General features: G+C 42.2%; 22 protein-coding genes and 2 pseudogenes. 9 read left to right on the top strand and 15 right to left on the bottom strand.

The genetic code is table 11. The features are described from left to right. Nucleotides 1-59: 59 nt before the first annotated feature. The 4 genes from RJ01_RS09510 (at nt 60) to RJ01_RS09495 (ending at nt 4,787) form a co-directional block, all read left to right on the top strand. On the top strand, nt 60-2,216 hold the full coding sequence (locus tag RJ01_RS09510) for a TonB-dependent siderophore receptor (protein WP_034170890.1): 2,157 nt from the start codon (nt 60-62) through the stop codon (nt 2,214-2,216). 72 nt (nt 2,217-2,288) lie between these two features. Continuing rightward, a complete protein-coding gene (locus tag RJ01_RS09505; protein ID WP_034170889.1) occupies nt 2,289-2,900 on the top strand; it encodes a DUF4198 domain-containing protein in 612 nt (203 codons plus the stop codon). Between the two features lie 45 nt (nt 2,901-2,945). Next, the gene (locus tag RJ01_RS09500) at nt 2,946-3,224 is read left to right on the top strand and encodes a hypothetical protein (RefSeq protein WP_034170888.1); all 279 of its coding nucleotides are present in this window, start codon (nt 2,946-2,948) and stop codon (nt 3,222-3,224) included. Nucleotides 3,225-3,227: 3 nt separating this feature from the next. Beyond that, complete coding sequence (locus tag RJ01_RS09495; RefSeq protein WP_034170887.1) at nt 3,228-4,787, top strand: PepSY domain-containing protein; 1,560 nt, start codon at nt 3,228-3,230, stop codon at nt 4,785-4,787. A gap of 378 nt (nt 4,788-5,165) precedes the next feature. Here RJ01_RS09495 and RJ01_RS09485 read toward each other — a convergent pair whose 3' ends face one another. From RJ01_RS09485 to RJ01_RS09460, 6 genes are all read right to left on the bottom strand, one after another. After that, the gene (locus RJ01_RS09485; protein WP_034170885.1) at nt 5,166-6,059 is read right to left on the bottom strand and encodes a copper resistance protein B; all 894 of its coding nucleotides are present in this window, start codon (nt 6,057-6,059) and stop codon (nt 5,166-5,168) included. Further along, nucleotides 6,046-7,938 (bottom strand): copper resistance system multicopper oxidase, encoded by a 1,893-nt coding sequence (locus RJ01_RS09480; RefSeq protein ID WP_034170884.1) that lies wholly within the window; start codon nt 7,936-7,938, stop codon nt 6,046-6,048. Before RJ01_RS09480 ends, RJ01_RS09485 begins: the two co-directional genes overlap by 14 nt. A gap of 39 nt (nt 7,939-7,977) precedes the next feature. Further along, nucleotides 7,978-8,403, bottom strand: a complete 426-nt coding sequence (locus tag RJ01_RS09475) for a hypothetical protein (RefSeq protein ID WP_034170883.1) — start codon at nt 8,401-8,403, stop codon at nt 7,978-7,980. 118 nt (nt 8,404-8,521) lie between these two features. Next, complete coding sequence (locus tag RJ01_RS09470) at nt 8,522-9,397, bottom strand: MBL fold metallo-hydrolase (protein ID WP_034170882.1); 876 nt, start codon at nt 9,395-9,397, stop codon at nt 8,522-8,524. A 2-nt stretch (nt 9,398-9,399) separates the two neighbouring features. Next, a complete protein-coding gene (locus RJ01_RS09465; protein ID WP_034170881.1) occupies nt 9,400-9,816 on the bottom strand; it encodes a DUF6691 family protein in 417 nt (138 codons plus the stop codon). After that, nucleotides 9,817-10,233, bottom strand: a complete 417-nt coding sequence (locus RJ01_RS09460) for a YeeE/YedE family protein (RefSeq protein WP_034170880.1) — start codon at nt 10,231-10,233, stop codon at nt 9,817-9,819. A 99-nt stretch (nt 10,234-10,332) separates the two neighbouring features. Here RJ01_RS09460 and RJ01_RS09455 point away from each other — a divergent pair, with 99 nt between their 5' ends. Continuing rightward, nucleotides 10,333-10,644 carry a metalloregulator ArsR/SmtB family transcription factor gene (locus tag RJ01_RS09455; protein ID WP_034170879.1) on the top strand — a complete coding sequence of 104 codons (312 nt, stop codon included), beginning with the start codon at nt 10,333-10,335 and terminating at the stop codon, nt 10,642-10,644. Between the two features lie 63 nt (nt 10,645-10,707). Here the strand turns inward: RJ01_RS09455 and RJ01_RS09450 are convergent. Then, nucleotides 10,708-10,959 (bottom strand): annotated as a pseudogene (locus RJ01_RS09450) (ABC transporter ATP-binding protein); the annotation flags it as partial. Between the two features lie 198 nt (nt 10,960-11,157). Between RJ01_RS09450 and RJ01_RS09445 the strand changes: the two are divergent. The 3 genes from RJ01_RS09445 to RJ01_RS09435 all read left to right on the top strand — a co-directional run bounded on the left by RJ01_RS09445 (nt 11,158) and on the right by RJ01_RS09435 (nt 13,272). Further along, the gene (locus RJ01_RS09445; protein WP_005235676.1) at nt 11,158-12,027 is read left to right on the top strand and encodes an SDR family oxidoreductase; all 870 of its coding nucleotides are present in this window, start codon (nt 11,158-11,160) and stop codon (nt 12,025-12,027) included. Between the two features lie 229 nt (nt 12,028-12,256). Beyond that, entirely contained in the window at nt 12,257-12,421 is a 165-nt protein-coding gene (locus RJ01_RS16290) for a hypothetical protein (RefSeq protein ID WP_005235678.1), read from the top strand. Between the two features lie 173 nt (nt 12,422-12,594). Beyond that, complete coding sequence (locus tag RJ01_RS09435) at nt 12,595-13,272, top strand: type 1 glutamine amidotransferase domain-containing protein (protein WP_034170877.1); 678 nt, start codon at nt 12,595-12,597, stop codon at nt 13,270-13,272. A 243-nt stretch (nt 13,273-13,515) separates the two neighbouring features. Here RJ01_RS09435 and RJ01_RS09430 read toward each other — a convergent pair whose 3' ends face one another. Then, complete coding sequence (locus RJ01_RS09430; protein WP_034170876.1) at nt 13,516-15,198, bottom strand: AMP-binding protein; 1,683 nt, start codon at nt 15,196-15,198, stop codon at nt 13,516-13,518. A 281-nt stretch (nt 15,199-15,479) separates the two neighbouring features. Between RJ01_RS09430 and RJ01_RS09425 the strand changes: the two are divergent. Further along, nucleotides 15,480-16,743 (top strand): annotated as a pseudogene (locus tag RJ01_RS09425) (MFS transporter). A gap of 66 nt (nt 16,744-16,809) precedes the next feature. On the opposite strand, the gene RJ01_RS09420 reads toward RJ01_RS09425, so the two are convergent. From RJ01_RS09420 to RJ01_RS09390, 7 genes are all read right to left on the bottom strand, one after another. Then, a complete protein-coding gene (locus RJ01_RS09420; RefSeq protein ID WP_034170875.1) occupies nt 16,810-18,306 on the bottom strand; it encodes an NAD(P)/FAD-dependent oxidoreductase in 1,497 nt (498 codons plus the stop codon). A gap of 15 nt (nt 18,307-18,321) precedes the next feature. Beyond that, nucleotides 18,322-19,161, bottom strand: a complete 840-nt coding sequence (locus tag RJ01_RS09415; protein ID WP_034170874.1) for an alpha/beta fold hydrolase — start codon at nt 19,159-19,161, stop codon at nt 18,322-18,324. A gap of 135 nt (nt 19,162-19,296) precedes the next feature. Then, nucleotides 19,297-21,099, bottom strand: a complete 1,803-nt coding sequence (locus tag RJ01_RS09410; RefSeq protein ID WP_005235691.1) for an acyl-CoA dehydrogenase C-terminal domain-containing protein — start codon at nt 21,097-21,099, stop codon at nt 19,297-19,299. Nucleotides 21,100-21,306: 207 nt separating this feature from the next. Next, nucleotides 21,307-22,287 (bottom strand): nitronate monooxygenase family protein, encoded by a 981-nt coding sequence (locus tag RJ01_RS09405; RefSeq protein WP_005235692.1) that lies wholly within the window; start codon nt 22,285-22,287, stop codon nt 21,307-21,309. Nucleotides 22,288-22,298: 11 nt separating this feature from the next. Then, nucleotides 22,299-23,087, bottom strand: coding sequence for an enoyl-CoA hydratase-related protein (locus RJ01_RS09400; protein WP_005235693.1), 789 nt, complete (start codon nt 23,085-23,087; stop codon nt 22,299-22,301). A gap of 37 nt (nt 23,088-23,124) precedes the next feature. Next, on the bottom strand, nt 23,125-24,048 hold the full coding sequence (locus RJ01_RS09395) for a glyoxylate/hydroxypyruvate reductase A (RefSeq protein WP_034170873.1): 924 nt from the start codon (nt 24,046-24,048) through the stop codon (nt 23,125-23,127). Beyond that, on the bottom strand, nt 24,045-24,800 hold the full coding sequence (locus tag RJ01_RS09390; RefSeq protein ID WP_004785712.1) for a class II aldolase/adducin family protein: 756 nt from the start codon (nt 24,798-24,800) through the stop codon (nt 24,045-24,047). Before RJ01_RS09390 ends, RJ01_RS09395 begins: the two co-directional genes overlap by 4 nt. Nucleotides 24,801-24,819 lie beyond the last annotated feature (19 nt).

The raw sequence follows: 24,819 nt of genomic DNA, 5'->3' as shown, positions 1-24,819 counted from the left end.
ATTTAAAAATATCTAATCAATAACATTAGCGATAATTATTATCATTTACATTCATTAAAATGTTTTATACCAATCATCCAACTTTCAAGCTATCTTTGCTCAGTTTTGCCATTTTGCTGACCCAGCAAAGTTTTGCAGAAAATAGTCAGCAGCTTCCTACCATCACGATAGTCACTGATGCAGCACAAACAACAGAAAGCTCTGAACAGACTAAAAGCTATATTATTCAAAATTCTGCAACAGCTTCTAAACTAAATATTCCTCTTAAGGAAACGCCACAAACAGTGAATGTAGTGACGCGTCAACAATTAGATGACTTTGCACTGGATAATACCCGTGATGTACTCCGTAACTCACCGGGGATCACTGTAAGTAACCAGGAGACCGAACGAACTTCCTATCTATCACGTGGTTTTGAAATCTCAAACGTATTGGTAGACGGCGTTGGGATTCCGCTTGAAGGCTATAACTACAATAATGACAATCCAGACAGCTTTTTATTTGACCGTATTGAGATCGTTAAAGGTGCAAATGCCTTAAATAATGGTATTGGCGATCCGGGCGCTACCATTAATATGATTCGAAAACGCCCTACTCAGGAGCTTCAAGCCGCGTTTAATACCAGTTATGGTTCATGGAATACCCAACGTTATGAAGCAGATGTTTCCTCTCCCCTGACACAGGATGGAAAAATCAGAGGCCGAGTATTTGGCTATCAGCAGACAGGTGATAGTTATCTGGATCACTATGAACTCGAAAAAAATGGCATTGGTGCAGTTGTTGAGGCTGACCTGACTGATTCGACCTTAATAACTGCTGGTTATACCGAAACGAATCATAATCCAAATGGTGTCAATTGGGGTTCCAATCCTTTAATCAATACTGAAGGTGAACAGTTAAGCTATTCAAGAAATTATAATTACAGTCCGGACTGGGCCTACTGGGACAGTAATATTAAAAACTATTTTGCCGAGATCGAACAACAACTTGGTGCTGATTGGAAAGCTAAACTGAGTTATGAGGAAAAACGGACTGACCGGGATTCAAAACTTTTATTCCTGTCCGGTAAACCTGGTGCTGACGGTACTTCAGGTATTTTCTTATATCCAGGCATGTATATTGATGACAATAAAGAACAACAAGCCAGCCTGAGTTTTAGCGGCACCTATCCGCTTTGGGGACAACGCCATGAAGCCTCATTGGGCTATGTCTGGGCCAAAAATCGTCTGGATGAATTGGGTTATGCTGGCAGCTTTGTCAATCCGCTGACCACAGATTTAGCCAGCTTTACACCCGAAGAACCAAGCTGGGATATGTCGAAAACCAGGGGTGAAATGCATATCCGGCAGAAGAACCAGAGCCTTTATGCTGCGACTCGACTGCATCTGAATGATGATCTGAAACTGCTTTTAGGTGTGAACTACGTTCAGGCTGAAAGCAGTGGCAGTAGTTATGGAAAAGATACTGTTTATGATGAAGATAAAGTTTTACCCTATGCCGGTCTGACCTATAATTTTAGCCCTGAATATACAGGCTATCTGAGTTATACCTCGATTTTCCGTCCGCAAACCACCAAAGCAGATGATGGCAGCATTAACAAACCGATCGAAGGTGAAAGCTATGAAGTCGGAGTCAAAAGTTCCTGGCTAGATGATAAGCTCACCGCCAGCATGGCCGTATTCAGAACAGAGCAAAGCAATTATCCTTTGCGAGATTCTGACGGTATCCCGACTTTACGTAAAACCCAGGTGAGTGATCTACGTTCACAAGGTTATGAATTTGGTTTGGCTGGTCAGTTAACGGATCATTTAAATCTAAGCTTTGGCTACACTCAGTTTAGTCTTAAAGATCTGATCAATGGTGGTGATGCTCGTACTTTTAATCCTAATCAGTCTTTCAATCTTCTGACCACCTATCAGGTGCCACAGATTCCAAAACTGAAACTGGGCCTTGGTGTGCAATGGCAGGATAAAACTTATCTAGAAGTTCCTGAAGCTGCTACAGAGGGTGTTGTTACCCAACAAGCAGGCATTATCAAACAGGATGCATATGCGCTTGTGAATCTGATGGCCAGTTATGAACTCAATGATCACATTACTTTGCAGGCCAACGGGAATAATCTGACCAATGAAAAATACTTATTTAATTTCCCGAATCAGCAAGGCTTCTATGGTGCACCGGCAAATTACAGTGTGGCCGTAAAATTCAAATATTAATTTTTCGCTTGAGCTTTGAAAGAATATTCGGAGCTCATTTTCTTATATTTAAACAATAATCAGGTAAAATTCATGAAAAAAATCATTACTTTGACAATTGGACTGTCAATGACCCTTTCTACTCAGGCACATATGCTTTGGCTAGAACGTGCTTCAGATGCAAAAACACATGCATTCTTTGGTGAATATAGTGAACAGCTCAAAGAGACTCAAGAAGGTGCCTTAAAGTCATTCAGCCAAGCAAAAGCGATTCAGACTAAAAAACAATTTAGTCCCCAACTACACAAGGATCATCTGGTCTACTCTACAAAAGATCAAGCAGATGTACAGCTCCATCATGAACTGATCTATGGGGAATCCTTACTCAGCTATCATGCGAAATCCGGCAGACAAAACCTGAAAGCAGACTCAGAGCTGGATATCGTACCGGTTCAGCCGAACAGTAATAATTTTACAGTCATGTATCAGGGTAAACCAGCTGCGGATGTCAAAGTGACTGTCTATTCCCCACAACACTGGCTTAAAAATTATACGACCAACAAGCAGGGCCAAATTAATATTGCTACGCCATGGAAGGGTCAATATGTACTAGAGGTGAGTCAAGAAATAGACAAGACAGGAAAATTGAATCAGCAAGTGTATAAGAAACAGTACCTGGTCACGACCTTAAGCTTCGTGCATTAAGTTACCTCAATATTTATTTATACAGATTCATATAAAGGCCTTTCCATGATTTCTACCTTTCAGCCCCTTGCTATCCTGTATCGATTAAGCATGAGCTTTGGTATTGGTTATTTATGTAGTTATCTGATTGCTCTCGATCTGGCCTATTTTTTACAGGCGAGTTTACCCAAAGCTGAATCGGTTTATCTGGCTGCCTTTATTGCCCTCATTTTTTATGTCTGTTTTGTGATTGGAATCTTCTGTATCCAAAGTCTTAAAACACTTTCAGTCTATAGCCTGATTCCTCTCATTGTTTTATTTGTCATTTCCCGCTTCATAGGTTAAACCATGCATAAATCTGTCCGTCAATCTATGGCATGGCTACATTCATGGCTAGGTTTAAGTTTTGGCTGGCTCCTCTTCGCGATCTTTTTAACAGGTGCGGTTACCTATTATCGCCATGAAATTACAATGTGGATGCAGCCACAATTTGTCATGATGCAGGTGAACCAGGAAACAGCTTTAAAAACTGCTTATAGCTATTTACAGCAACATGCACCTGATGCACAGAACTGGTATATCGGGGTAGCGAATCAGGATTTACCGGTTAATAAAATTTATTGGCAAACTGCAGAGGGTGCTTATCAACTTAAAACCTTGGATGCTATGACAGGTAAGGAATTAACGCTTTCGGCTACACAGGGCGGAGATTTTTTCTATAACTTTCATTTTCAGCTATATGGCGTACCTTATACCATTGGCCGTCTGATTGTCACCATTGCTGCATTCATCATGTTGATGACCCTGATTTCCGGAATCATTACTCATAAAAAAATTCTGACCGACTTCTTTACTCTGAGAGCTTTTAAAGGACAACGTTCCTATCTGGATTTTCATAATGTCAGTTCCGTCATTGCGCTACCGTTCTTTTTAACTATGACTTTTACTGGACTGGCTATTTTCTTTTATATTGTTTTGCCTTCTGGCATGAAGCAGCTATATCCAGAAAATCCATTTCAATATTTTGAAGAAATCCGAACCAAAAATGTGCTTGCTCCCTCTGCTGTGCCCATTAAAACGGAGATGTTACCGATTCAACATTTTATCACTACGGCGCAGCAGCACTGGGGAAAATCAGAATTTGACAATATTACCGTGAAGCAGCCGAATACCCAGCTGGCAAAGATTACCTTAACCGAATTGAAAGATCATTCTATTACCCGCAATCAGGCACAACTCGTATTAAATGCGACGACAGGCAAATTGCTTGAAAACACCCGTAATGACAGTGCAATTGCTACCCTGAATGCTGGAGTATATGGTTTGCATATGGCACGTTTTGCCGAACCTGTTTTACGTTTCGCCCTATTTTTCTCAGGCATATTAGGCTGTGCCATGATCGCTTCCGGATTATTGCTCTGGAGCCTGAAACGACAGATGCAGAAAAAATCGGATCGTTTTCACTTTGGATATTATCTGGTGAATCGTCTGAATATCACCATGATAATTGGTTTACCTATTGCCATGCTGGCTTATCTTTATGCAAACCGTTTGATTCACATTCCTGTGGGCACCACAAATTATGAAATCTATATCTTCTTTAGTATTTGGCTGAGTAGTTTTATCTTGGCCTGTTTAACGCCACAACAGCATTTATGGAAAACGCAGCTTAAAATTCTCATCTGTGCCGCTTTTATGCTTCCACTCATCGACCTGTATTATTTGTGGTCCCAGCATTATCTGGATTCTTTTGCGAACTATTGGCTGTTTTTGCGTATCGATCTGATGCTCTGGATCTTGGCACTTCTCGCTTACTTCCTACATCAGAAAATTACACCTATCCAGCAAAAAGCTGTTCATAAAATTCAGGCCAAGCTTAAAACTGCACAGCAGGAGTCTTCTTCATGATATGGATGGCAATAGTAGGACTGATCTGGATGGCCTGTTTTGGTTTTTATGCAGTGAGTGAAAAACAGATTTTAAAAACCAGACAGTCTCGATATTCTTTTCTGGTGAGTTATCCGGTCATCGTTAAATTGATCTCAGGCAGTCTTTTACTGTTGGTATTGTTCCTTTTACGAACTCAATTTAGTAGTAGTATTAGCTTTATGGCACTTTGGGTTGTTATAAGTCCAATCGTATTTATATTTATTCTGAAAATGAATAATTTAAAACAAAGAAAAATATAAAAGTTTATAGAGGCCTTAAGAATAAGATATAACTAAGTATATGAGGCGAGAAAATGATTTTCCCGCCTCATAAATATTAGCTTACATACATATCTGTTTAGAACATCATTCTTAAACCGATTCCATAACGCCAGCCCTGTTCAGAATCAGATGCGTCCTGCCATGCAGTTTTCTCGTTGCCCTTGGAATATTCATAAGCAATATCAAGATAAGGCATGATCTTTTTATTGATTTCATAACGAGTTTCCAGACCGAATGCCGCATGACTTATTCCAGTCTTTTTGGCATTGGCTGCTTTATCCTTCAGAATGAGGTCAACTTCAAAATAAGGCTGCAAAATCAGTTTTTGTGTGAGTAGCAGATCACGTTCTGTTTCTAGCTCAAGTCCGATAAAATCATCTTGACCAAGATACAGATGTGCATTGGTTTCAAAGAAATACGGCGCCAACCCATGGAATCCAAATATTGCATCTACATGTTCAATATTTTGCCCAGCATTAGGCTGACCCAAATTTTCCTGACGGTAGCGAAGACCCGCCTGAGCATCCCAGAAATCTGAAATATTCCGGCTATACAGAGCTTGGACTGCATATTCTGTTGCTCTGGATTCCTGCTTGTCAGCTTTGAGTTTAATGAACAGTTTATTTTCATCCGTGCCAATCCGAAGCTCATTCTCAGACTGTAAGCCTTCCTCACCTTCTGAGTTTTTGATCCATTTATTGTCCAGTTTGACCCGCGTATAAATTTGCCCTCCATGTTCCTTGCGATGATCATGTTCGCTGGAATAGGTTGAAGCTGAATCTGGAATTAAATTTTCAGTAATTTCCGGTGCTACTGAAGTTAAATGATGCTCTGACGATTGGAGTGATTGTTGATGATGCATCGAATGATCAGCATGCTGTTGAGAACTTTCTTCAGCAAAAACAGCAATATTTCCCAACGCCAATACACTAGCCAAAACAGGTTTCAAACAAAGATTAATGGTGCGCATGAGCATCTCCTTGTTTTTCTGCTGGTTTTGGCATGTGATGATTGGAATGATCTTCTCGCACAGTATCCTGAGTCGAAACGCCATTTTCCTGAACATTTGCTACAATCAGTTTATTCATCATGCCGGCAGTCATGTGATACAGCAGATGACAATGAATCGCCCATTCACCTAGTTCATTTGCAGTCAGCAAAGTCGTAACGGTTTTTCCAGGTGGGACAATCACTGTATGTTTATTCGGCATATCTATTGCAGACTGGCCATTTTCGAGCTGCATGAACATGCCATGTAAATGCATTGGATGCGCCATCATACTGTCATTGATAAATTTCAGCCTGATCCGTTCCCCAAATTTCACTTTGAGCGGCTCTGCTTCATTAAATTTTTTGCCGTTCATGGTCCAGATATACCGTTCCATGGTGCCGCCTAAACGAATCACCAATTCGCTTTCTGCTTCGCGAATATCTTTTTGCGGGGTCAAAGATTTTAGATCGCTATATTGCAAAGCTTTATGCCCTACCGGTGTAGAGGCATTAGCCCAGCCGTAAACTGGTTGCTGCGTAGAAGTTTTGGCGTCTTTTTCATGTTGCATATGCCCGGTCATATTTGAGTGATTCACATGATCTATAGCGGATGAAGTATCTGAATGCTCGGCATGATTATCTTCCCCTTGCTCGATCACTTTGGCTGATGCATGCTGCTCATGCCCCATCATCGAATGTTTAGTAGCTGTTTTGACATTTATGTCATGACTAGCATGATTCTGATGATTCATCTGCTCGTGTTCTTCACCCTGCATGTTGCCATGTCCCATATCTTCCATAGTCAATAAGGCACGAGGACGGGATATAGGTTTGTGTATGGCATGATGAACTGGCTTTAACTCATTCTGTAAGCTGCCAATCGCAAAACCAGAACGGTCAATCGATTCAGCTTCAATCTGATAGTGTTCCGCAGCGGGCTCCACAATCACATCATAGGTTTCTGCGGCACCAATGCGGAATTCATCGACAACTACAGGTTTGACAGGCTGCCCGTCTGCACTGACCACTGTCATTTTTAACTGTGGAATACGCACATCGAAAAATGACATGGCAGAGGCATTGATAAAACGCAGTCGCACTTTTTCATTCGGTTTAAACTGTGCCATCCAGTTCTGTTCAGGCGTTTTTCCATTCACCAAAAAGGTATAGCCGGTTACATCAGACAGATCGGTTTTCAGCATGCGCATCTGATTCCACATTTTGCGATCATTCCAGGTGGCTTTAAGCCCTTCCCGTTTGATTTGCTGAAAAACATCGCCCAGAGTTTCACGCTGATTTTGATAATACTCGGCAGATTTTTTTAAATTATTCATGATCTGCTGGCCGGACTGCTCATGAAATTCTGAAAGCATGACCACATAATCACGCTCGGTATGCTCATGTGCAGGAACTTCCGCCTGGTTTTTGGGATAGATCACAAAGGCGCCATAAAGGCCGTCCTGTTCCTGACCCTTGGAATGGGCATGATACCAGTAGGTTCCACTCTGACGAATTTTAAAGCGATAGACAAATTCCTGATCAGGTGCAATGCCCTGAAACCCGTTAAAACCCGGGACACCATCCATCAGGCCGGGTAGCAATAAACCATGCCAATGAAGAGAACTTTCTTTATTTTTTAGCTTGTTTTTGACGCGAATAACAGCTTCATCACCTTCCTCAAATTCCAGTAAAGGTGCAGGAAATTTACCGTTAACTGTAATACGTTGTACCGTTTTACCGGTGAGATTGACTGGACCTTCATCAATAACCAGCTGATATTCTTTTACAGCAGCAAATAATGAAGAAGAGATCACTAAACTTAAGCCCAATAATAGGCTTTGACTAATTTTAATCGACATAACTTAATCCTTGATTTATTAAAATATAAATAACGAGGATTAAGCCTTAGGTGGGCGCAGTATTTCCTGCCAATACCCGGCAAGGTGCTTGGCTTGATAACTAGAGATAAAAGTGGTTTCTAAGGCATGAATCTCAGGGAGAGTTAACTTCGAAATTTCCACATCGATCCAGCCACTCAGGTTATGGCAAGAGCTATAAATACAATCCGGACAGTCATCTTTGTGCTCGTTTAAGTCGGAGTGGCAATCCATGTCCTGACTCATATCATGAGCAGAACCATGCATAGCTTGATGCTGGCTATGTAACTTCTCTATTTTTGCCATTTCCTGACAATGGGAACTCATCTGCTTCGCTGACGTTTCCAGATGCATCGTTTTTACTGAAGCAACAGACATGCCGCTCCAGCCTACGGCGAAGACCATAAGCATCACAAACCAGATCTGTTTAAAGAACTGTCTGAGCACGATGCACCCTGAAAATATAAAAATGAGTTAACCCAAATAGCATAAGGTGGAATATTAAAATTCGCAAACTCTATAAGCGCTTAATTTAAAGATTAATATTTTGTTCCTGATAAATTGATCACTTCTTAAAATAATTTAGCGGCAGCTTCAAATAAGACACACCATTGTTTTCTGGCATTGGAAACTGTCCTCCATTCATATTGATCTGGATCGCAGGCAAAATCAGTTTAGGCATAGTTAGACCCGCATCACGCTGCTCTCGCATCTGTACAAATTCAGATTTGCTAATCCCTTCACGGATATGAACGTTTTGCTGTTTTTGCTGCTGAATTGTCGTTTCACATTGATATTCATGACGTGACTCTGGCAAATAGTCATGACATAGAAATACCCGGGTACTTTCCGGGAGTTGAAATAGCTTGTGAACAGAATCATATAAAACCGAGGCACTGCCATTTGGAAAATCACAACGAGCCGTTCCATAGTCAGGCATAAACAGTGTATCCCCTACAAAGACGGCATCACCAATCATATAGCTTAAACAGGCAGGTGTATGGCCAGGTGTAGGAATATTATAAACTTCCAGTTCTCCAATCTTGAAATGCTCACCATCTTCAAACAGATAGTCAAAAGGCTGATGCGCATTGATCTGTTTCATGTCCAGATGATAAATCTCGGCAAAAGTTTCCTGCGCCAGCGAAATTTTCTTACTGATTGCAATCTTGCCGCCTAATTGCTGTTTCAGATATGGGGCGGCTGTCAGATGATCAGCATGTACATGGGTTTCCAGAATCCATTCCACGGTCAAAACTTGTGATTTCACATAGGCAATCATCTGATCGGCATGCTCGGTCGATGTAGTGGCAGACGCAGCATCGTAATCCAGCACGCTATCAATAATGGCACATTGGGCAGTTTGAGGATCGCTCACCACATAACTAAAAGTATTGGTATTTTTATCAAAAAACGCTTTGACGTTTGGCTGCTGTGTCATATTTATACTCCTGCCCATTTACGGTGAATCCAGACCCCAAGCAGCATAGCTGCAATAAAATACAAGGCTTGATAATGTCCCAAACCAATCAGGGTAAAACTGGGTGCCGGACAAATGCCTGCAATTCCCCAACCGATACCAAATAATAAACTACCCGAAAGCAGTTTAGGGTCAATTTTTTGATTCTTTGGTAAATCAATGGGTTCATTAAATAAAGTGGTCGGATGTGGATTATGTTTAGCTTTCTGGAAAGGAATAAAAGCCACCAGAATTGCCCCCATCATGACAAAGGCAAGACTGGCATCCCAATCCCCAAACAGATCCAGAAAATCCAGAACTTTTTCAGGATTAGACATACCTGAGAGCATTAAGCCGACTGAAAACAGGCCACCAAATAGAAAAGCGAATAGATTTTTCATTTAGATAGCTCCAACCAGATGACGAACAACATAAACCGTGATAAATCCCGCCAGCATAAAAGACCCGGTCGCAACAAAGGAGCGATTTGACAGACGGCTAATCCCACAGATGCCATGTCCACTGGTACAACCTGAACCTAAACGTGTACCAAAGCCGACCAGTAAACCGGCAATGACCATCATCCATGGGCTGGCATTCAGCTCAATTTCTGGCTGAAACAAAACGCCGTAGATAAATGGAACTATAAATAGTCCTGCTAAAAACCAGACCGCAGGAGTTTTGAAAATCGTCTTTCGATTAAGTACCTGCCCAACCAAACCACTCACGCCCGCAATACGGCCATTGACATACAGATAGCCGACCACTGAAAGACCAAGCAGTAATCCACCGAGAAACGCTGCCAAAAAGTCATGCATGAGCATATCCCACTTACAATATATAATTTTATATTATATAATTATAAATATTAATCAAGACAGTTTTTAAATATTGCGTGACTAATACAGGTTTCTTATATGACAGCAGATGAATCTCAGACACGTATTGATTTTTCTCAGGCTCATGTGGTGAGCGAACGCTTAAAAGTGTTGTCGAATTCTGACCGTCTGAAAATTCTATGTGTACTGGTCGATAGTGAAATGAATGTGCAACAGATTGAGCTACAAACAGATATTCACCAACCTACTCTCTCGCAACAACTCACCGTACTCCGAAAAGCAGAAATGGTCAGCACGCGTCGGGAAGGCAAGCAGATTTTCTATCAGCTTTCCGACCCCAAAGTACTCACCCTGATGCAAACCTTATATCAGCTTTATTGCAAGGCTTAAGTGATAAGAAAAATCTTTATTTATCCATAATTGGAGAATACAAATTCTTAAAATATTTAAAAATTAAGTATTTTCAGGAATATCTGCTGGAGCTGTTCTGGTATCACTTTGAATCAGGCCGTCAACTAACTTGATGGTGCGATCACAACTAACAGACAAGCGCGGATCATGAGTCACCAGCAAAATGGCACAGCCTTGTTCCTTATTTACTTTACGAAACAGTTCAAAAACTTCAGACGCGGTCTGGGTATCCAGGTTCCCGGTCGGTTCATCGGCCAGTAACAAGGCGGGTTCTGTAATCAGTGCTCGAGCAATTTCTTAAAAAGAAACCCGATATTTCATTCTAGAAGTCGACTTTAAATAACTCGAACATACAGTTTTAAAGTGTCAATTTAAGCTAAATGTATAAATGCTAAATCTTGCACAGGTTCTGTTATGAAATGTTGAGTCTAATTTAAACCCAACTAAAAGCTCCTAATATATTTTTTCATCAAGAGCAATCAAGGAAAAAATATGAATAACTATCCTGAAACTCCAGCTTCAACTGAAACCCAGGCTCATCAACCGGGTGACCAGACTAAAATGGATCCTACCCCGGAAGTCATTAAAGATAATTATAAAGGTAGCGATAAATTAAGAGGCAAAGTAGCACTCATTACAGGTGGTGACAGCGGGATCGGTCGCTCTGTATCAGTATTGTTTGCCCGCGAAGGTGCCGATATTGCCATTTGCTATCTGGATGAAGACCGGGATGCGCTTGATACCAAAAAAATGGTTGAAGCAGAGGGACGTCGTTGCCTGTTGATTCAATGCGATTTACAGCATCCTGATGAAATCAAAAAAATGGTTGAGCAGACCCTTCAGGAATTTAAAACCATTAATATTCTGGTAAATAATGCAGGTGTACAGTATCCGCAGGACAGTATTACTGATATTTCTCCAGATCAGTTATTCAAGACCTTTAATGTCAATATCCTGTCTATGTTCCATCTTACTCAGGCGGTGCTTCCGCATATGCAGGCAGGTGACAGTATTATTAATACGACCAGTATCACCAGCTATCATGGGCATGACACGTTGATAGACTATTCGAGTACCAAAGGCGCGATTACTTCATTTACTCGCAGCTTATCTACCAATCTGGCGAAAAATAAAACCGGAATTCGTGTGAATGGTGTTGCACCAGGCCCAATCTGGACACCACTCATTCCAAGTAGCTTTGATGAAGAACAACTGGAAGATTTTGGTAAACAGACACCAATGGGACGTATGGGACAACCGAGTGAGGTCGCTCCTGCCTATTTATTTCTGGCCAGTGAAGAAGCCAGCTATATTTCAGGTCAGGTCATTCATGTAAATGGCGGCAGTATTATTAACGGCTAATCAAAGTTTGAAAGTAGATAGCGGTCTTTTAGGTCGTTATCTACTTTTTTATTAATTACTTGATATGTTTTAGATTCAGACACCTTTCAAAGGATAGAATTTGATGAATATCAATAAAATTCATCTTAAAGCTATAAAACAATTCAAACAAATCCTGACAGATGATTACCCGCGCCAAAATCATCCCTTGTTATAGTGATTTCAGACCCTACCTGATGAGGATAGTAAAATGTCTAGAGGTGATAAATCGGCTTATACCGAAAAGCAAAAACGGCAAGCTAAGCATATTGAAGACAGTGAAAAAGATCGTGGTCGTTCTGAAGACGAAGCAGAGCGTATTGCCTGGTCGACTGTGAATAAGCAAGACGGCGGTGGCAAGAAAAAGAAAAACTGAGCTATCCAAAGTTCAAGGAAAGTGATGCTATTGATTTAGCATCATTTCAACTATCCAGATTTTATTCTTTTTATTTTTAAACAATCGAAAAAATCTGATTGCGTTAGGAAGTCAGATTCGTTCCTTTGTTTCGTTATTTCATCAAGTCATTCAAGATAATTTTAAGGAAAAATATGAAAATTCTGATTGTATTAACCTCACATGATCAACTTGGCGAAACGGGAAAAAAAACCGGATTCTGGCTCGAAGAACTCGCCGCGCCTTACTACACTTTTATTGATGCAGGTGCAGACGTAACATTAGCCTCTCCTGCTGGTGGCCAGCCACCACTTGATCCAAAAAGTAATGAACCTGATGCACAAACCGAAACAACCAAACGTTTTGAAGCAGATGAAGTAGCCATGCAGGCACTTGCCAATACGCATAAATTAAGTGAAGTGCTAAATCAGGATTTTGATGCGGTCTTTTATCCGGGCGGTCATGGACCGTTATGGGACCTGGCCAAGGACCAGAATTCTATTTCCTTAATTGAACAGTCTCTACAGGCTAATAAACCTGTGGCACTTGTCTGTCATGCACCGGGTGTACTTCGCGATGTTAAAAATGCAGAAGGCCGACCTATTGTCGAAGGTAAATCAGTGACTGGCTTTAGTAATACCGAAGAAGATGGTGTTGGCCTGACTGATATTGTGCCATTTTTAGTTGAAGATACACTAAAAGAAAAAGGCGGACAGTATTCCAAGGCTGAGGACTGGCAGGTGCATGTACAGCAAGATGGCTTGTTAATTACCGGACAGAATCCGGCATCTTCTGCCGCAACGGCTGAGGCGCTGTTAAAGTTATTAAAATAAGATTTCATCCAGATATAAGTCATTGTAGGCCAGTTATTTATTTACTGGTTAAAAACCCTGATGTGATGTCACATCAGGGTTTTTATTAGTTTTATGCCGAAATTCTAATTCGCTACTGCTGCTGTTGATGCAGTTTGTTTGCACTCATATTTTAACTGTTAGGACTCAGGTTTTTTTATTTAAAGCAAACTATGGGACAGCAGTGATCGAAAGATTCCTTTTTTATTTTGACTATGTCATTCCTTAACAGGCTTTAGCATCCGGCTGCACGGTTTTAGGCAACTCACGACGTAGAATTTTACCGACTGCAGACTTTGGCAATCCAGACACAAACTCAATATATTTTGGTAGCTTATAACTGGTCAGTTGTAGTCTCAGATAAGTCATGACTTCATTCTCAGTCAGACTGGTATCCTGTTTTACAATAAAGGCTTTCGGGACTTGTCCAGATTTTTCATCATTAACCCCAATGACAGCACATTCCAGGATTTTCGGATGTTTGGATAAAACACCTTCTAACTCATTTGGATAGACATTAAAGCCGGAGACCAGAATCATGTCCTTTTTACGGTCCAGAATGGTGATATAACCCTTCTCATCCATACAGCCGATATCACCTGTCAGGAAAAAACCATCTTTGGTAAATACCTGTGCTGTTGCTTCCGGTTGCTTCCAGTAACCTTTCATCACCTGAGGGCCGCGAATAGCAATTTCTCCAGCCTGATGAAGTGCTACAGGTTTTCCTTCATCATCCAGAATCTGAATTTCTGTGCCTGCCAATGGCAAGCCAATACTACTGCTAAAGCGCTTGCTTAAAGGCGGGTTAAATGTTGCCGTTGGTGAGGTCTCAGAAAGACCGTAGCCTTCATAGATATGACAGCCTGTGACTTCATACCATAATTCTGCCGTGTTTTTTAAAACAGATGCACCACCGCCTGTCGTGGTTTTTAGGCGTGAGTGATCCAGCTCGCGGAAACGTGGATGATGAGCCAATGCATTAAACATGGTATTCACGCCCGGAAACACCGTCGGAGGATGTTTATGATATTGATCGACTAAAGCATCCAGATCTCTTGGATTTGGAATCAGCACATTGGCAAAACCTCGACTTAGTCCATAACTGAACAGGCAGATGGTAAAACCATAAATGTGATACAGCGGCAAGGCACAAAACACATATTCATCTTCTGTGGCATAACGATCGCCAAAATGGCTGATAAACACCGTACTGTTCTGGGCAATATTAAATAAGATATTGCGATGACTGAGCTCAGCACCTTTGGAAACACCTGTAGTTCCACCGGTATATTGCAGAATAACGGTATCTTCCTGCTGCTGTACAGGCGCTTCAAAATCAATGACCCGTACCTGATCGATGGCCTGTTTAAAGTCAGAAAACTGTTTTCCTGAATATTGCGCAGCCTGTCTATAAGTTGAAACAGGCTGATCCTGAATGAAATCGAGCGGATGGGTAGAAATTACATGTTTCAGTGCAGGACATTCATCCAGATTATTTAACTGTTTTAAGGTTGAGCCTAGAATAATCAAGGCTTCTGCTCCTGAATCCTGCACTTGATGATACAGCTCGCGTTGGGTGTACATCGGGTTTACATTCACCAGAATATAACCTGCGCGAATAATCGCGAAAGTCGCAATCGGATATTGAATAATATTCGGCAACATCACAGCGATCCGGCTACCGGCCGCCAAGCCTAGATTCTGTAGGTAAGTAGCCAGTTTCTGGCTATAAACATCAATCTCCTGATAGCTGAAATTTCGATCCAGATAAAAAAATGCAGTCTTATCTTTAAACTTAAGTAGATTCTCAGCAATTGTCATGCTCAAAGTTTTATCAGGGTCAGGCCAGGTAAATTCCGGATTGACGTTCCATTTTTTATATTCTTCCATCCATGGCTGACTTGTCATTACAGCACTCCTATCCTTGATTTTAAATTTATTTTGTATCGTGAAACTTTATTTTGATTAAAAAATAATAACGTTATCTTTCCTCCCAAATCAATGCAATATTTGGCTAATTTCAAATTTTTACAAATAAAATCACGAATTTTATGGCTAATTATTTGGATATATTTTATCAATTAATAATATGACATTTCTTATAGCGAAATAATAAATCAGTAAAAGCAACAAAAAAATGTGGATTCATTCTTATAAAACAACAATGTAAAAAGAAAAGGATGTCGATGATGACGTATGAAACTTCAGTGCTAGAAGCTGAACAGGCCACAGTTCAGCCTAAAAAAATATGGATGACCGCGTTTATTCTATGTTTTCTTATTTTACTTGCAGACGGTGTTGATCTGGCTTTCTTGGCCTATAGCCTCACCAGTATCAAAGCTGAATTTAATTTAACCACGGTTCAGGCAGGTGCCTTAGGGAGCTGGAGTCTGGTCGGTGGAGTGATTGGCGGTTGGGCCTGTGACCGTTTTGGCCGGGTGAAAGTTATTGTATTTTATATGATTCTTTCTTCAATTTTATCTTGCACTTTGGGTTTTGTAGAATCTTATCATCAGTTTTTAATTATCCGCAGTATTGCAGCTATTGGACTGGGTTCCCTATACATCGCCTGTAATACCTTAATGTCAGAATATGTTCCGACAAAATACCGGACGACTGTTCTGGCGGCACTTATGACCGGTTTTACCTTAGGTTCATTATGTGCAACTTTACTGGCGGGCTGGATTATTCCTGAATATGGCTGGCGTATGCTGTACTGGATTACCATTTGCCCGATCGTTCTGGCTTTTCTGCTTTATTTTCTTGTTCCTGAGCCGGATTCATGGCTACGTTCACGTGAATTAAAACGTCAGGAAGCAGCTAGCAAAGTTAAGGTGAAAAAAGAGAATCCTTATAAAGTCATTCTCAAAGATAAAAATCACCGCTGGATATTTTTACTATGGATTTTAAGTGCAGGTGCCCTGCAATTTGGCTATGCCGGTTTAAGTAACTGGTTACCTGCCTATCTCGAATCGGATCTGGGCATCAGCTTTAAGGCCATGACTGGCTATATGGTTGGCACGTTTATGATCATGATTTTTGCCAAGATCGTCGCCGGGATTCTGGCAGATCGTTTCGGACGACGTGCCTTGTTCGCTTTTGGAACCATGGGCACAGCCCTGTTTCTTCCGATTGTAATTTATTTCAATACACCGACCAATATTTTGTACCTGATGCTCATGTTCGGCTTCTTGTATGGTATACCATTTGCCATTAATGCCACGTATATGACTGAAAGCTTCCCTACTTCGATTCGTGGTACGGCTGTAGGTGGTGCATTCAATATAGGCCGTATCGGAGCAGTATTTGCACCACTCACTATTGGTTATTTTGCTCATGGAGGCTCAATTGGAACGGGTCTACTGGTAAATGGCAGGTGCCTATTTTATTTGCGGTCTGATTCCTGCACTGTTTATACGTGATCGCTTATATGATCCGCAAAAAGCAGATTAATCTCTATCATCTTTTGATAAAAAACCAGTCAAATAGACTGGTTTTTTTAATGAATAAATTTAAAAATCAGACAACTTTTCTCTGAGCATTTTCTATATATTCATAATGGTAACCACTGCGAATAAAATGCTGGTTTTTATCTCTGAAAGAATGTGCATAATCCGGCCAGACCAAAGTCAGTTTGCGACTCACCGGGTCCAGATACCAGCTTTGACAGCTTTCTGATAACCAGACACTGCCTTGGGAAAGTTGCTGTAATTCCTGCATATAGCGATTTTCGGCGTTCTGATCGGCTTCAAAAACCTGAATCTGTTGCTGTTCAAAAAATTGCAAGGCGTCCAGTACCAGATCAAATTGGGTTTCCAGGAAATAAAGCGCTGAGTTATGCCCACTTCCGGTATTGGGACCATTCAGAATGAACAGGTTTGGAAAATTATGGACTGTCGTAGATTGATAACCCTGCATACCACTAGACCATTGCTGCTCAAGGCTTAAGCCATGTTTACCTACCACCTTTGCCGCATAAGGTGGACGTGCTGCTTCAAATCCAGTAGCAAAGACGATGATATCTGCAGAAAACTCATTGCCGGACTTACTGATCACACCATCTTTCGTAATTTCAGTCAAAGCTGAGTCTTCAAGCGTGACATTGGGTTTTAGAAAAGTCGGATAATAATCATTGGACAGCAATAAACGCTTGCAGCCCGGTTCATAATTCGGTGTGAGTTTCTGCTGTAATTTAGGATCTGAAATCTGGTGTTTCAAGAATTGCAGGCAGTTTTTTTTGACCCGCTCGATCTGACTTTTCAGATTACGGCGCTGGGCAAAATTGTATTCATTGCCCCAGAACAAAGAATGTCTTAACACTGCCATGCTGTCTGGTTCTTTGCGGAAAAGCTGTTTTTCTGACTCAGAATAAGGCCGGTCTGGTCGCGGTAAAATATACGGCGCACTGCGTTGCAATACGGTCAGACTTTTTGCTGTTTTGGCAATTTCCGGTACAAGCTGGATAGCTGAAGCCCCTGAACCCACGACAACCACACGCTGATTATCCAGATTCACTTCGTGATTCCAACGTGCAGAATGCATGACCTGACCTTGAAATTCTTCTAGTCCCGGAATTTGTGGCAGATGTTCATCTGCCAGATGCCCGGTTGCTGTAATTAAAAAATTTGCTTCATAAGAACCTTTAGATGTCTGAATATTCCAGATACGTTTTTCGGTATTCCAGCTGGCTTTTTCGAGCTGAGTATGAAAATCAATATGTGGCCGGATATTTTCCTGATCACAGCATTGAATTAAGTAACGTTGAATTTCTGCCCCTTGCGGAAAGACACGTGACCAGTTGGGATTTTTAATAAACGAGAAAGAATATAAATGGGAAGGTACATCACAGGCGACACCGGGATAAGTATTATCCCGCCATGTTCCGCCTACTTCTGCTGCACGTTCAATGATTTTAAAATCGTAAATGCCCTGCTGTTTAAGACGGATCGCCATTCCTAGGCCACCAAAACCGCTGCCTACAATTAAAATCTTGCTGCGCTGTCCTTGAGCTTGCATTATTTTTCTCCTTTTTTAAGGCATCATGGGCTGGATTTTTTGATTCGCCGGATACTGCTCTGGATGCTGGCTAAACTGGTTGATCAGTTGCACTGCCTCTGCTGGCGCTTCAATATGGATTGCATGTCCCGAAGAAATTTCGATATAGCGGCTGTTCTGAATAGAAGCAAACAGTAATTTGGCTTGTGCTAAAGGCACCATCCGGTCTTCACGGCAAGCCACGATCAAAGTCTCCGCAGAGATGTCCGGCAAAATAGCGGTGATATCAATGCGATAATTCAGTTCACGCTGTTTGGCTGCATCTTGAGAAGGCTTAACGAAGCGTGCCAGATCCAACACCTGCTGTTCACTACGTGCAGACAAATAATCATCGCTATACAGGCAATAATTCACAAAATGCGGTAAAGCTGCGGATTGATCGTTAAATAGCTGTTGCCAGATCGTGGTCCGTAGTTGTTGCACCGAGCTGGTTTTTGCCCAACCGGCCAACAGGATCAAACGTGCCACGCGCTGTTTAAGACTCGCAGCTACTTGTGCAGCAATCACAGCACCAAGTGAATAACCCATCACAGTAATTGCTTCATCTTCTGCAACTGCATGCTGGATCAGTGCTTCAACTTGTTGACTAAAATCAGTCACTGCCAGATCGGCTTTATCTGGAGTGTGCAAATCAATGGATAAAACCCGCTGATGAATACCGAGCATGGGGAAAATATAACTGAAATGTTTGTCGGTATTTCCACCTGTGCCATGAATCAGAATAATGGTGGGATATGAGGATTTCTGTCCGACTTCATGATAAGTGAGTTGTTGATCACCATAAGGACATTGTCGTGTAATCGTGTCTAAATCCATATAGACTCCTGATCTTGTTGTTTTATGGCCGATGTAATACTGAAAAGTACCCATCGATATTGAATATTGTGCAGGATGAAAAAATAGAAATTAAAAAAAGACCCACGATCGAGAGATTGATCGTGGGTAAAAGAATTAATCGAATTTAAACTCTTCAGGAGTCAGTAGGAACAAGCTCTCACCACCGGCCTGAATATTGGCAATGTGGCTTGAAGTTCTTGGCAGAATACGTGCAAAGAAGAATTGTGCGGTTTTGATCTTCGCTGCATAGAACGGATCAGTATTGCCTTCTTCAATCTTTTGCTGAGCCGTAATCGCCATTTTTAGCCATAAATATGAAGACACTACATAACCAGAGAAATATAAGTAATCGACTGATGCCGCACCGATTTCATTGGCAGACTGTTGCGTCTGAGACTGAATGGTTTTGGTTAATTCTAGCCATTGCTCAGTCAACTGGCTCACTTGTGCCACTTGCTGGTTAAACTGGGCATGTTGCTGATGTTCTTTTACAAAGCCCTGAATCTCATCTGTTAATGCAGTCAATAAACCTAGTTTCGAACCCAGCACTTTACGAGCCAGTAAATCAATAGACTGAATTTCAGTGGTACCTTCATAGAGGCTAGCAATACGTGCATCACGGGCAATCTGTTCCATGCCATGTTCAGCAATATAGCCGTGTCCACCAAAGACCTGCATACCGTGTTTGGCTGCTTCTACACCCGTTTCAGTCATTAATGCTTTAGCAATTGGGGTTAATAATGCCAGACGATCTTCTGCGGCTTTTTTCTCTTCAGGATTATCTGTTGCTTCAGCAATATCTGCATACGTAGCCAGATAATAAGCCAAGGCACGTGAACCTTCTGCAAATACTTTCTGAGTCAGTAACATATTACGTACTGCCGGATGCACGATGATTGGATCCGCAGGCAGATTTGGCTCTTTCGCACCTTCAAGTGAACGCATCGCCAGACGGTCTTTGGCATAAGCCAATGCACCTTGATAAGAAGATTCAGCTGCAGCAAGACCCTGAATCGCCGTTCCAATACGCGCAGAGTTCATAAAGGTAAACATGCAGTTCAAGCCGCGGTTTTCAGGCCCGATCAGGAAGCCTTTGGCATTGTCAAAATTCAGCACACAGGTCGCATTGCCATGAATACCCATCTTGTGTTCAATCGCGCTACACACCACGCCATTGCGAGAAGCCACATTCCCAGCTTCATCCAGATTGTATTTAGGCACGATGAACAGTGAAATACCTTTGGTGCCGGCAGGCGCATCCGGTAAACGTGCTAATACAATATGCACGATATTTTCAGCCAGATCATGCTCACCTGCAGAAATAAAGATTTTCTCACCGCTGATGCTGTAGCTACCATCTTCATTTGGCACCGCTTTGGTACGGATCAGGCCCAGATCAGAACCCGCATGTGATTCAGTTAAACACATGGTGCCTGTCCAGCGGCCTGCAATTAAAGGTACCAGGAATTTCTGTTTCTGTTCGTCGCTACCATGATGTTCCAAGGTACGCATCGCACCATGTGACAGGCCTGGATACATACCCCAAGACCAGTTGGTCGCTGTGATAATTTCTGAAATGGCAATACGGTATAAAGTCGGGAAGCCTTGGCCGCCATATTTTTCATCACCAGTTAATGAAGTAAAGCCGAGTTCTACATATTTGTCATAAGCCGCTTTAAAACCATCCGGTGTAGTTACGACGCCATCCTGCAAACGGCAGCCCTGCTGGTCGCCTGTTGCATTAATCGGTAGAAGTTCGTTTTGGCAAAAGTCCGCAGCGACTTCCAGATATTGTTCCATAATATCCATAGAAACTTTGTCTGCAAACTTTGCATAGCCTGTGTATTTCTGTTCAACATTGAGCAGATCTTTCAGGACAAACTTCATGTCTTTTAATGGCGCAATATAATTTCTCATCGTAATTCCCTTGTATGAGTTCTAATTTGTATATTTATGACAATTAATTTCATAATACGAAATTATGTTTTAGGTCGAATATAATATAAGTTCATGGATAAAATCTAGTCATGACATAAAAAATCACATTTAAAAAATTAAAACTTTGGTATAAAAAAGCCATTCGGTAATGAATGGCTTTTGATTAAATGATCAAAATGAAACGATCTAGCGCGGGAAAAACTGAGCCAAACGTTGCTGAACAATCTGTTCTGCTTCTTGCATGATAGTGTCAATCAGCATTTGACAGGTTGGAATGTCATGGATCAATCCCATTACTTGACCTGCTGTCAGTATGCCTGCATTAACATCGCCATTTTCCAAAGCCAGCTTGCCTTTTAAGCCACTGACATAAGGGCGAATCTGTTCAAATTCCAGATTTGGATCTTCACCCATTTTAACGACGAGATCAGATACTGCATTCTTCGCAACACGCGCAGTATTCCTGAACTGACGGTAAAGCAGATGCGTTGCCCGTTCATCATTGTCGACATAAAACTGCTTGATATTTGGATGGATCGGCGCTTCTTGTGTGGCACAGAAACGTGTTCCCATATTGATGCCTTCTGCACCTAAAGCAAGTGCTGCCACCAAACCACGACCATCCGCAAAACCACCACTGGCTACAATCGGTACAGTGAGTTGATCAGCGGCTGCTGGAATCAGAATCAGTCCAGGAATATCGTCTTCACCCGGATGACCAGCACATTCAAAACCGTCAATCGAGATCACATCCGCGCCGATTCTTTGTGCTGAAAGTGCATGACGTACCGAGGTACATTTATGAATCACAATGATGCCATGCTGTTTAAAGGCTTCAATGTGTTCATGTGGTTTGTTGCCTGCCGTTTCTACAATCTTGATTCCACTTTCAATAATAGCCTGTCGATATTCGGCATACGGCGGTGGGTTTACAGCGGGCAATAAAGTCAGATTTACTGCAAAAGGCTGATCTGTCATTTCACGGCAGCGTGCAATTTCCTTGGTCAGCGCTTCAGGTGTAGGTTGTGTCAATGCCGTCAGCGTTCCCAAACCACCTGTATTGGAGACTGCACTGGCCATTTCTGCAGTACCGACCCACATCATGCCGCCCTGAATAATCGGATAACGAATGCCTAAAAGCTCGGTAATACGCGTTTGAATTTTCATGAATGCTCTCCTTAGCGTCCGGTAAATTGTGCGGGGCGTTTTTCGACAAAGGCCTGTACACCTTCTTTATAATCCTGACTACTCAGGGCCAGATATTGCAGGTTTTGTTCCAGCTCCAGTTGCTGATCCATGCTATTTTCAGCACTGCGTTGCAGCGCCTGTTTAGTTAAAGCCAGTGCATAGGTCGGCTGTTGTGCCAGTCGCTGTGCAAGTTCTTCGATATAAGCATCAAATTCTGCATCAGGGATCATTTTCCAGATCATGCCCATTTCAGCAGCCTCTTTGGCATGCACAGGTTCACCGAGTAAGGTTAATGCCATAGCGCGTGCATAACCAATTAAACGCGGCAACATCCAGGTACCGCCGGCATCAGGAATTAAGCCGATTTTAGAAAAGGCTTGAATAAATTTGGCACTTTCCTTGGCAATGACCAGATCGCAAGCCAGTGCGATATTAGCCCCTGCACCGGCAGCCACACCATTTACCGCTGCAATCACAGGTTTAGGGCTTTTGCGAATCAGGTTGATCAAAGGATTATAGTATTTAGCCAGCGAACCCTCTGGTGGCAAAGGTACATTGCCAAGCTGTCCAGCCCGTTCTTTTAAATCCTGCCCCGCAGAAAATGCCCGGCCATTACCCAGAATCACAATCACCCGAATATCCGGATTCGTATTCCAGCTTTTCAAAACCTGTTGCACTTCCTCATGCATTTGCCGGTTAAAACTGTTCAGTGAATCTGGCCGATTAAAACTTAAAGTAGCGACGCCTTGCTGAACCTGAGTCTGAATCATTTCCCACATCATCAATTTCCTTATTTTTTTATCTGTATCCCTACAATTAATAGCCTTTATTGACATCCACCTGATGACACAAATCCAGGCCTTGATTTAAACGGCGGTCATTTTCCAGAATCTGCTCTACCACCGCAGACATTGGGGCATGTGAGGCCACATGTGGTGTCACCACAATTTTTTCGTGCTGCCAGAATGGATGGTCAGCAGGCAGCGGTTCCTGCTCAAATACATCAACAATCGCACCACGCAGATGACCAGAATCCAGTGCATCCAATAAATCCTGCTCGATTAAATGCTGGCCACGCCCGACATGAATCAAAACTGCCTGTTCAGGCAGTTGCTGAAATAATTCAGCAGAAAGAATCCCGGTATTTTCTTCGGTAAGGGGTAGCAGGTTAATCAGAATCTGACTTTGAGCCAGGAACTCGGAAAGCTGTTCTTGGCCCACATAACTTTTAACTTGATTGATATCTTTTGGGGAATTCGACCAACCAGAGACTTGATAGCCCATGTCAGCAAAGCGTTCTGCTACGTATCCGCCCATATGCCCCAGTCCCATAATCCCGATCTGGATATGATGGCTATAACTTTGACGATACTGTTTCCAGAGCTGCTGCTTTTGCTGCTGGATCATGCAGTCAAAATAACGCTGAAAATACAGCACGCCCCAAAGCAGATAATCAAACATGCCCTTTTGGTGATGTGGATCCAGTACCCGGCAAACGGCTTGATCTGGGCGTACAGCATTTAAGTTTAAATGTTCTACCCCAGCAGCAATCGAATGAATCAGGCCAAGCTTTGGTAGCTGCTGCACTTTTTCCAGATCTGGAAACCAGGCAGCAACTGTGGTTGCCCGTTCAGCTTCAGGGCTGTCCACTGTACAGAAACTGCCTGCAGGCGCATATTTTTGAAAAGACTTGATCAGAATGACCTCAATATTCGGTACAGAACTGGAAATAACAATCATGATGCATACTCCGTATATTGATGCTCAATCAGGGACAAAGCGGCCTGCCAGGCACGCTGTAATATCGGTTCAATGAGAGGACTCGCGAACTGCTTGGCTGTTTTAATTCGGACTTCTTCTGCTGGATAATGCAATTCAGCACCGCCGCTTAAGGCTTTCACCTGTGCCTGACAGGCGCGTTCCAGAAAATAAATTTCATGAAAAGCCCGTGCAATGGTCTCCCCAGCCGTTAATAGTCCGTGATTGCGTAAAATCATGGCACGATGGTCGCCCAAGTCCTGAATCAAGCGTTCTTGTTCGTCAGTTGAAAGCGCAACGCCTTCATATTCGTGATAGGCCACATGCTGATAAAATTTCATGGCGTGCTGGGAAATTGGGAGAAGCCCGTGTTTCTGTGCAGAAACAGCAATTCCATCCGCGGTATGGGTGTGAATGACACAATTCAGATGAGGATGTGCTTCATGAATCGCAGAATGAATCACGAAGCCTGCCATATTGACTGGCTTGTCTTGTTCATAGCTTTCTACCACCTGTCCTTCATGATTAATCTTCACCAGCGTTGAAGCACGCATTTTTTCAAATGCGACCCCATATTGATTAATCAGAAAGCAGTCAGGCTGATCTGGAACTCTTAAACTGATATGGGTATCAATCAGGTCAGTCATCCGATAATGCGCAATAATGCGATAAAGCGCTGCCAGTTCACAGCGTGCCTGCCATTCAGCAGCTGTAACGAGATTTTTTATTGTCATCATTCCATCCTAGAAAAAT

This window comes from Acinetobacter sp. YZS-X1-1 (assembly GCF_000804305.1).
GTDB lineage: Bacteria > Pseudomonadota > Gammaproteobacteria > Pseudomonadales > Moraxellaceae > Acinetobacter > Acinetobacter variabilis.
The sequence above is the reverse complement of the archived record's forward strand: the minus strand, read 5'-3'. Positions and strand labels throughout refer to the sequence as shown.

Coding starts and splice junctions, on each gene's coding strand:
- RJ01_RS09505 (WP_034170889.1), top strand. CDS start 2,289: ATGAAAAAAATCATTACTTTGACAATTGGACTGTCAATGACCCTTTCT.
- RJ01_RS09435 (WP_034170877.1), top strand. CDS start 12,595: ATGAAAATTCTGATTGTATTAACCTCACATGATCAACTTGGCGAAACG.
- RJ01_RS09430 (WP_034170876.1), bottom strand. CDS start 15,198: ATGACAAGTCAGCCATGGATGGAAGAATATAAAAAATGGAACGTCAAT.
- RJ01_RS09485 (WP_034170885.1), bottom strand. CDS start 6,059: ATGCGCACCATTAATCTTTGTTTGAAACCTGTTTTGGCTAGTGTATTG.
- RJ01_RS09410 (WP_005235691.1), bottom strand. CDS start 21,099: ATGAGAAATTATATTGCGCCATTAAAAGACATGAAGTTTGTCCTGAAA.
- RJ01_RS16290 (WP_005235678.1), top strand. CDS start 12,257: ATGTCTAGAGGTGATAAATCGGCTTATACCGAAAAGCAAAAACGGCAA.
- RJ01_RS09495 (WP_034170887.1), top strand. CDS start 3,228: ATGCATAAATCTGTCCGTCAATCTATGGCATGGCTACATTCATGGCTA.
- RJ01_RS09510 (WP_034170890.1), top strand. CDS start 60: ATGTTTTATACCAATCATCCAACTTTCAAGCTATCTTTGCTCAGTTTT.
- RJ01_RS09470 (WP_034170882.1), bottom strand. CDS start 9,397: ATGACACAGCAGCCAAACGTCAAAGCGTTTTTTGATAAAAATACCAAT.
- RJ01_RS09415 (WP_034170874.1), bottom strand. CDS start 19,161: ATGGATTTAGACACGATTACACGACAATGTCCTTATGGTGATCAACAA.
- RJ01_RS09420 (WP_034170875.1), bottom strand. CDS start 18,306: ATGCAAGCTCAAGGACAGCGCAGCAAGATTTTAATTGTAGGCAGCGGT.
- RJ01_RS09460 (WP_034170880.1), bottom strand. CDS start 10,233: ATGCATGACTTTTTGGCAGCGTTTCTCGGTGGATTACTGCTTGGTCTT.
- RJ01_RS09500 (WP_034170888.1), top strand. CDS start 2,946: ATGATTTCTACCTTTCAGCCCCTTGCTATCCTGTATCGATTAAGCATG.
- RJ01_RS09405 (WP_005235692.1), bottom strand. CDS start 22,287: ATGAAAATTCAAACGCGTATTACCGAGCTTTTAGGCATTCGTTATCCG.
- RJ01_RS09465 (WP_034170881.1), bottom strand. CDS start 9,816: ATGAAAAATCTATTCGCTTTTCTATTTGGTGGCCTGTTTTCAGTCGGC.
- RJ01_RS09395 (WP_034170873.1), bottom strand. CDS start 24,048: ATGATTGTTATTTCCAGTTCTGTACCGAATATTGAGGTCATTCTGATC.
- RJ01_RS09400 (WP_005235693.1), bottom strand. CDS start 23,087: ATGTGGGAAATGATTCAGACTCAGGTTCAGCAAGGCGTCGCTACTTTA.
- RJ01_RS09390 (WP_004785712.1), bottom strand. CDS start 24,800: ATGACAATAAAAAATCTCGTTACAGCTGCTGAATGGCAGGCACGCTGT.
- RJ01_RS09445 (WP_005235676.1), top strand. CDS start 11,158: ATGAATAACTATCCTGAAACTCCAGCTTCAACTGAAACCCAGGCTCAT.
- RJ01_RS09455 (WP_034170879.1), top strand. CDS start 10,333: ATGACAGCAGATGAATCTCAGACACGTATTGATTTTTCTCAGGCTCAT.
- RJ01_RS09480 (WP_034170884.1), bottom strand. CDS start 7,938: ATGTCGATTAAAATTAGTCAAAGCCTATTATTGGGCTTAAGTTTAGTG.